The sequence below is a fragment of the Kitasatospora sp. NPDC057512 genome, from assembly GCF_042802135.1.
GTDB lineage: Bacteria > Actinomycetota > Actinomycetes > Streptomycetales > Streptomycetaceae > Kitasatospora.
On the sequence record NZ_JBHVET010000440.1, the window covers coordinates 1 to 7,195 of the forward strand.

Below are 7,195 nucleotides of genomic sequence, written 5' to 3' on the forward strand. Positions count from 1 at the left end.
GCTGTCGGGTGGTGCTTTGAGTGGTGGTTGAGGTTCCGTTTGTGCTGGTCTGGTTGTGATGCTGTGGGGCTGGTTCTGTAGCTGTTCTGCTCCAGCGGGTGGTGTCGGCCGTTCCTGTTGGTCCGGCCGTAGTGGCGGTTCCGGCCGTTCCTGGCATGCTGGCCGTACTGGTCGCTGCTGCCGGTCCCGTCGTTGCGAGCGCATCGGCCTTTTCGGTTTTGCCGTGCCGGCTGTGCTGGGTGTTCCTGTCGGTGTTCCGGTCTCACCGCATTGGCTTCGTCGGTCTTGGCTGTGCTGCCTGGTGCCCGCGCCGAGACTCAGATGCCGTGTGTTGTTGTTGTGGGGTGGGTGGCCGGTCCGTGGTGTGGGCCGGCCTGTCCCTTGTCCCGTTGCTCCCTTGCCCGTTGTTGTCCCCGGCGCCCGTTGTCCCTGTCCCGTGACCCTGTCCGTGTCCGTGTCCGTGTGTCCTCGTGGCTGTTCGGGTGGGTGGCCGTGGGTGCGGGGGTGTTCGGGCGGGTGGGGGCGGATCGTGGCTGTGGGCTGTGGGCTGTGGGCTGTGGGCTGTGGGCTGTGGGCCGTGGGCCGTGGGTGGGCGGGTGTCCCTGCCCCTGCCCCTGCCCCTGTCCCTGGCCTTGGTCCTGCCCCTGGTCCTGGCCTTGCCCCTGTCCCTGGCCTTGGCCGTGGTCCTGGTCCTGCCCGTGCCCCTGCCCCTGCCCCTGGCCTTGGTCCTGCCCGTGCCCCTGGCCGTGGTCCTGGCGGTGTCCCTGTCCCTGGTCCTGGTCTTGGCCTTGGCGTGTGGGTGGCCGTGGGTGGGTGGGTTAGGGGTTGGTGGTGTGGTTGGTGTGGGTGGTGGTTTGGTAGTTGGTGAGGTCGAAGGTGCGGGTTTGGTGGTGGAAGCGCCAGGTGTAGGTGGGCCAGATGGAGGGGTTGTTGCCTTTGGTGTCGGTGTACCAGCTGGTGCAGCCGCCGGTGTTCCAGACGGTGTTTTTGAGGCGGTTTTGGAGGGTGTGGTTGTAGGTGGTTTGGGCGTGGGGGTGGACGTCGAGGGTGGTGAGGTGGTGGGTGTGGAGGGTTTTGAGGGCGGCGAGGATGTAGGTGATCTGGGCTTCGATCATGACGGTTTGGGAGGAGTGGCCGAGGGTGGTGTTGGGGCCGAGGAGCATGAAGAGGTTGGGGAAGCCGTGGATGGTGGTGCCGCGGTGGGCGGTCATGCCGTCGCGGTTCCAGGTGTCGGCCAGGGTGTGTCCGTTGCGGCCGTGGATGAGGTGGGCGATGGGGCGGTCGGTGGCGGTGAAGCCGGTGGCGAGGATGATGGTGTCGATGTGGCGGGTGGTGCCGTCGGTGGTGGTGATGTGGGTGGGGCCGATGCGGGTGATGGTGTCGGAGATGATGTCGACGTTGGGTTGTTGGATGGCGGGGTACCAGGTGTTGGAGAAGAGGAGGCGTTTGCAGCCGACGGTGTAGTCGGGGGTGAGGCGGGTGCGCAGGGCGGGGTCGGTGACGGATTTTTTGAGGTGGCCGGCGGCCATGTTCTTCATGCCGGTGGTGCGGGAGGGGCGGGACATGAAGAACGCGACGATTTCGCGGCCGTGTTTGTTGAAGGTGCGGCGGAAGCGCTGGTAGCCGGGGAGGTGGCGGAGCATCCAGGTGTGGCGGGGGGTGTTGGGTTTGTCGGGTTTGGCGGCGATCCAGGGGGGTGTGCGCTGGTAGAGGTCGAGGCGGTTGACGTCGGGTTGGATGGCGGGGACGAACTGGATGGCGGAGGCGCCGGTGCCGATGACGGCGACGTTGCGGCCGGTCAGGTCGTGGTCGTGGTTCCAGCGTGAGGAGTGGAAGAGGGTGCCGGTGAAGGTGTCGAGGCCGGGGATGTTGGGGATGGCGGGGTCGGAGAGGTAGCCGGTGCCGGTGACGAGGATCTGGGCGGTGTAGCGGCCGTGTTTGGTGCGGATGTCCCAGTGGTGGTGGGTGTCGTTCCAGGTGGCGTTGTGGAGTTCGTGGTCGTAGCGCAGGTGGGGGTCGACGCCGTGGCGTGTGGCGCAGTCTTTGAGGTAGGCGTGGACTTCGGCCTGGGTGGCGAAGGTGGACTTCCAGTCGGGGTTGCGGGCGAAGGAGTAGGAGTAGAGGTGGGCCTGGACGTCGCAGGCGCAGCCGGGGTAGGTGTTGTCGCGCCAGGTGCCGCCGAGGTCGGTGGCGCGTTCGAAGACGAGGAAGTCGTCGATGCCGGCTTTGAGGAGGCCGATGGCGGTGCCGAGGCCGGAGATGCCGGCGCCGATGACGGCGACTTTGAGGTGGCGTACGGCGAGGTCGCCGGTGGTGCGGGGGGCGGTGGCGTGTGCGGTGTCCGCGCCAGTGGTGGTGGTCGTGCCGGGGACGGTGACCGCGCCGGTGCCGGTGGTGTTGCGGGGCGTGGTGCGGGGGGCGGTCGTGGCGCTGCCCGTGCCGGCGCCGGCCGCACCGGTGCTGGTGCCCGTACCGCTGCCGGCGGTGGTGCCCGCGGCGGTGGTCGTGCCCGTGCCGCTGCCCGTGGTGGTGCCCGTACCGGTGTTGGTGGTGGTGCCGGCCGTACTGGTGGTGCCCGTACCGGTGCTGGTGGTGGCCGTGTTGGTGGTGGGGGTGGGGGCCACCCCCGCCGTCGGGGCTGTGGTGGGGGTGGCGTCGGCGGTGGTGCCGGTGCCGGTGTCGGTCGCACCGGTGGTGGTGCCGGTGGTGGTGGTGCGGTTGGGGGCGGGGGTGGTGGTCATGGCGTCGGTGTCCTTGTCTCGGGTGTCCTGGGTGGGCCCGGGGGTCAGGCGCGGCGGGTGAGGGTGACGCGGAAGTTGTTGAAGATGTGGTCTTCGAGGGTGTAGGCGAAGATGTCGAGGTAGCGTTCGAAGCGGGCGACGGTGGTTTCGTCGGTCATGGTGACGGCTTCGTCGCGGCGGGCGGCGAGGAGTTGGAGCCAGGCGCGGCAGGCGCGGGCGAAGGATTCGGGTTCGTTGCGGATCTCGGTGACTTCGAAGAGGCCGTCGAGGCCGGCGGCGAGTTCGGGCAGGCGGGGGATGTGGCAGCCTTCGAACTCTTCGCGCTGGAGGAATTTGAGGTCGTCGAGGAGCTGGCGGCGCAGTGGGGGGTTCTCGACGGTCATGGTGTGCAGGACGAAGCGGGCGCCGGGCTTGAGCAGGGAGTGGACCTGCTTGAAGAAGACGCGGTAGCGCTGGGTGCGCTCTTTGGGGGTGAGGGAGGACAGGACGAAGTGTTCGAGGGCGTTGATGCAGAACGCGGCGTCGTAGGGGGTCTGGCCGTCGGCGAGGCGGTGGTCTTCCCAGCTTTCGACGCGGGCTTCGATGGCGGGGTTGTTCAGGGCGTCGACGAAGTCGGCCTGGGTGCGGGAGAGGGTGACGCCGACGGCCTTCTTGACGCCGTGGACGGTGGTGAGGCGGTTGAGCATGGTGCCCCAGCCGCAGCCGATGTCCAGGACGGTGTCGGTGTGGGCGGCGCGGGCGAGGTCGGTGAAGGCGTCGAGTTTGCGTTCCTGGGCCTCGTCGAGGACGGTGACGAGGTCCTCGCCGTCCTCCCAGTAGCCGCCGGAGTACATCATGGTGGGGCCGAGGATGAGTCGGTAGAGCTCGTTGGGGACTTCGTAGTGGTGGCGGATGGCCTCGACGTCGGGGTTGATGGAGCGGGCTTCGACGGTGGTCATGGGATGGGGCCCCTCGGTTGACGGTTGTGGGTGTGTGGGGTTGTCGGACGGTGGTGGGTCGGCCGGGGCGGGGTGGGCGGGTGGGCGGCCCGGTCGGGCCGCCTGCGCGGTGGCCGGCCCGGTGCGGGCCGGGGTGACAGGCCCGGCCGCTGTCCTGGTGCCTGCGGTGGGCGGCTGGGTGCCGTCCGGTGTCCGATGGTGGTCTTGCTGAACTCGGCGGCTGTCCCGGTTGGTTGGTGCCGTCCGGGAGAACGGTCAGGCCGTTCGGTGCTGCGTGGTGTGGTGCTGGGCCGACCGTCGTTCAGGGCGGCTGGGTGCCGTCCGGTGTGCGGCGGTGGTTCTGGCTGAACTCGGCCGTGTCCCCGGGTGGTTGGTGTCGTCCGGGGTGGCGGGTGCGGTGTCCGGCCGGGTGGTTGGTGGCGCCTGGTGCGGTGCCGGGCCGGTGTTGTGCGGTGGTCGCCGTGCGGGCCGGTACGGCGGGGTGGTGTGCGTGCGGGTGCGGTGTGTTGTGGGTCAGGTAAGCGTGTGTCTCGCAAGCGGTGCGCAAGGGGGCGGGGGGTGGGTGGGTTGCGGGCCGGTTGCGTGGGGGCGGGTTTCATGCGGTTTCGGCAAGACACGCGGCCCCCACGGCCTGTCGCGGGGGGTGCTTCGGTTCCCGGGTGGTGTTGACCGCTGTTCCCGGGGGGTCGTGCCGTGTTGTTCCGGAGGGTTCTCCCGCCGGCTGTCCCGCCCGTTCCGTCCGTTCAGCCTGTTCGGCCTGTTCGGCCTTGTGTTGGTCGTCCGTTCCTTGTGACCGTGTGTCCGCTCGTTCGCCTGTCCCCTCGGTGCCGTGTGTGTGGTGTGTTCCCGGGGGCGGGGGGCGGGGGCGCGTGTCCGGGGGCCGGCCGGCCGTCGGGGGCGGGGGTGGCGGTGCGGTGGTGCGGGTGGCCGGGAGGGTTCTTGCGGAGCGGTGCGGTGCGGGTCCGCGGGTGCGGGTTCACCCGGGCCCTGTACGGGTTCACCCGGGCCCTGTACGGGTTCACCCGGGCCCTGTACGGGTTCACCCGGGCCCTGTACGGGTTCACCCGGGCCCTGTACGGGTTCACCCGGGCCCTGTGCGGGGTGTCGCCGAAGCACCCGGTTCCGTCTGCCCGTCGGCCGGCCCGCTCGTGTCCGTTCGTCCGCCGGTCCGCCGGTCCGCCCGTCCGCATGTGTCGGCCGGCCGGCGGGCGGGCGGGCGGGTGGTGTGCGGGGGCGGGGTGGCGGCGGTTGTCCCTGACATGTTCATTCGACGCGTTGACGTGCCCATCACCCGGGAAACGGGGGTGGGCGAGGAGAGGAACGATCACTGATGTCTCAGATTCCCACGATCGAGGACCTGGCCCAGCAGCTCCAGGCGGTCTCCGGTGCGCAGGAGATCGACGCGGACGCCGCGCTGCAGCACATCGCGGACGTCGACTCGCTGGACCTGATGGAGTGGCTGTACGGCTTCCAGAACCAGTACCCGCACATCCCGGCGGACGAGTCGCTGTTCGCGGACATCGACGACACGACGACGCTGCGGGTGGTCCACGAGCGGATCCTGGCGCTCGTGCCGGCCGAGGCCAACTGAGCACCCGGGCGGGCAGGGAGACGAGGAGAGGGGTCGGGTGGTGAGCGGTTTCGACGTCACCGGCTGGGGCATGTCGGTGCCCGAACGGGTGGTGACCAGTGCCGAGCTCGCGGAGCGTTTCGGTGTGGACGAGCACTGGATCGTCTCGCGGTGCGGGATCCGTGAGCGCAGGGCGGTGGGCCCGGGGCAGACCACGGCGTCGATGGCCGTGGAGGCCGGGCGCCGGGCCCTTCAGCGCGCGGGCCTGACGGGCGCGGACATCGCGCACCTGATCGTGGCGACGGCGACCCCGGAGCAGCCCTCGCCGGCGACGTCGGCGTTCGTCCACGACGAGCTGGGCATCGCGGGCAGCGCCCACGACGTGAACTCCGAGTGCGCGGGGTTCGTGTACGGGCTGGTGACCGCGGCGGGCCTGCTGCGCATGGACCCGCGTCCGATCCTGCTGATCGGTTCGGACACGCACACGCTGACGGCGAACCCGCGGGACCGGGACCTGTCGATCCTGGTGGGCGACGGCGCGGGCGCGGTGGTGCTGCGGCCGGGCGCGGTCGACCGTATCCGGGCGTGGAACCTGGGCGCGGACGGCTCGTGCAAGAACAGCTTGAAGGTCCTGGCCGGGGGTTCGCGGATGCCCACCACCGAGCGGACTGTCGCCGAGGGCCTGCACTACGCGCAGATCAACGGCAACGAGATCTACCTGAACGCGGTGCGCTACACGGTGCGTACGATCCGCGAGACGCTGGAGCAGGCGAAGATCACGCCGCTGGACGTCGACCACGTCATCCCGCACCAGGCGAACATCCGGATCATCAACTCGGTGCTCTCCCACACGGGGATCCCCGCGGACCGGCTGGTGACGAACCTGGAGCGCTACGGGAACACCGCGTCGGCGTCGATCCCGATCGCGTTGGCGGAGGCCCTGGACTCGGGGCGGGTCAAGGACGGCGACACGGTGCTGCTGGCCGGGTTCGGCGCGGGTATGACGTGGGGTTCGGTCCTGCTGACGTGGGGAGGGGTGGCGCGGTGAGCGGCAAGGACGCCTTCGGCGCGCGGCCCGAATCCCCGGTGGCGCTGGTCACCGGCGCCTCCGGGGGGCTGGGTAGCGAGCTGGCGCTGGCGCTGGACGCGGCGGGCTGCCGGGTCGCGGTGCACTACAACAGCTCCCGGGCCGGGGCGGAGAAGGTCGCGGCGCAGCTGGTCAACGACCACGTGCTGGTGAGCGGCTCGGTCGCCGACTGGGACGCGGTCACCGCGATGTACGAGCAGGTCAGGGCCGCGCTGGGGCCGGTGGACGTGCTCGTCAACAACGGGGCGGTCCGCAAGGACGCGCTGATGGCGATGCAGAACCCCGTCGAGTGGCGGCAGGTGATCGACACGAACCTCGTCGGCTCCTTCCACACCGCCAGGGCGTGCGTGCCGGCGATGCTGCGCGCCCGCTGGGGGCGGGTGGTGAACATCGTCTCCCCGTCGGCGCTGATCGCCACCGCCGGGCAGACCGCCTACTCGGCGTCCAAGGCCGGCCTGATCGGGCTGACCCGCACGCTCGCGGCGGAGTGCGGCCGCCGGGGGGTGACCGTCAACGCCCTGTCGCCCGGCTTCATGATCACCGGCATGACGGACACCCTGCCCGAGCACGTGGTGGCGGGCATGCGGGAGAAGGTCCCGGTGCCGCGGTTCGTCACCCCGCGCGAGGTCGCCCGCTCGATCACGCTGTTCCTCGACCAGGACTGCATGACCGGCCAGGTCATCAGCATCGACTCGGGGGCCTCCATCACCTGACCGGGCACCCCCGGGGACCCCGTCCGCCCGGGTCCGTCCGCCCGTCCGCCCGGGTCCGTCCGCCCGGGGCGGGGCCGGCGGTCCCATCCCGCGGGTCGCCTCGTGCCGCGCCCCCTTGGCCCCCTGTCCGGCCCCGTGCCGGACAG

At 70.6% G+C, this 7,195-nt stretch carries 5 protein-coding genes; 3 read left to right on the top strand and 2 right to left on the bottom strand.

All coding sequences use genetic code 11. From position 1 onward, the window contains the following. Positions 1-818: 818 nt before the first annotated feature. On the bottom strand, positions 819-2,741 hold the full coding sequence (locus ACFU6K_RS25480) for a flavin-containing monooxygenase (RefSeq protein WP_380666721.1): 1,923 nt from the start codon (positions 2,739-2,741) through the stop codon (positions 819-821). A gap of 44 nt (positions 2,742-2,785) precedes the next feature. Then, complete coding sequence (locus tag ACFU6K_RS25485) at positions 2,786-3,679, bottom strand: class I SAM-dependent methyltransferase (RefSeq protein ID WP_380666723.1); 894 nt, start codon at positions 3,677-3,679, stop codon at positions 2,786-2,788. A gap of 1,330 nt (positions 3,680-5,009) precedes the next feature. Between ACFU6K_RS25485 and ACFU6K_RS25490 the strand changes: the two genes are divergently transcribed. The 3 genes from ACFU6K_RS25490 to ACFU6K_RS25500 are packed head-to-tail and all read left to right on the top strand — an operon-like array spanning position 5,010 to position 7,049. Beyond that, entirely contained in the window at positions 5,010-5,270 is a 261-nt protein-coding gene (locus tag ACFU6K_RS25490) for a hypothetical protein (protein WP_049656300.1), read from the top strand. Positions 5,271-5,310: 40 nt separating this feature from the next. Further along, positions 5,311-6,297 carry a 3-oxoacyl-ACP synthase III family protein gene (locus ACFU6K_RS25495; RefSeq protein WP_380666725.1) on the top strand — a complete coding sequence of 329 codons (987 nt, stop codon included), beginning with the start codon at positions 5,311-5,313 and terminating at the stop codon, positions 6,295-6,297. After that, on the top strand, positions 6,294-7,049 hold the full coding sequence (locus ACFU6K_RS25500) for an SDR family NAD(P)-dependent oxidoreductase (RefSeq protein ID WP_380666727.1): 756 nt from the start codon (positions 6,294-6,296) through the stop codon (positions 7,047-7,049). The genes ACFU6K_RS25495 and ACFU6K_RS25500 overlap by 4 nt, the downstream gene beginning before the upstream one ends. Positions 7,050-7,195: the final 146 nt, after the last annotated feature.

Coding starts and splice junctions, on each gene's coding strand:
- ACFU6K_RS25480 (WP_380666721.1), bottom strand. CDS start 2,741: ATGACCACCACCCCCGCCCCCAACCGCACCACCACCACCGGCACCACC.
- ACFU6K_RS25485 (WP_380666723.1), bottom strand. CDS start 3,679: ATGACCACCGTCGAAGCCCGCTCCATCAACCCCGACGTCGAGGCCATC.
- ACFU6K_RS25490 (WP_049656300.1), top strand. CDS start 5,010: ATGTCTCAGATTCCCACGATCGAGGACCTGGCCCAGCAGCTCCAGGCG.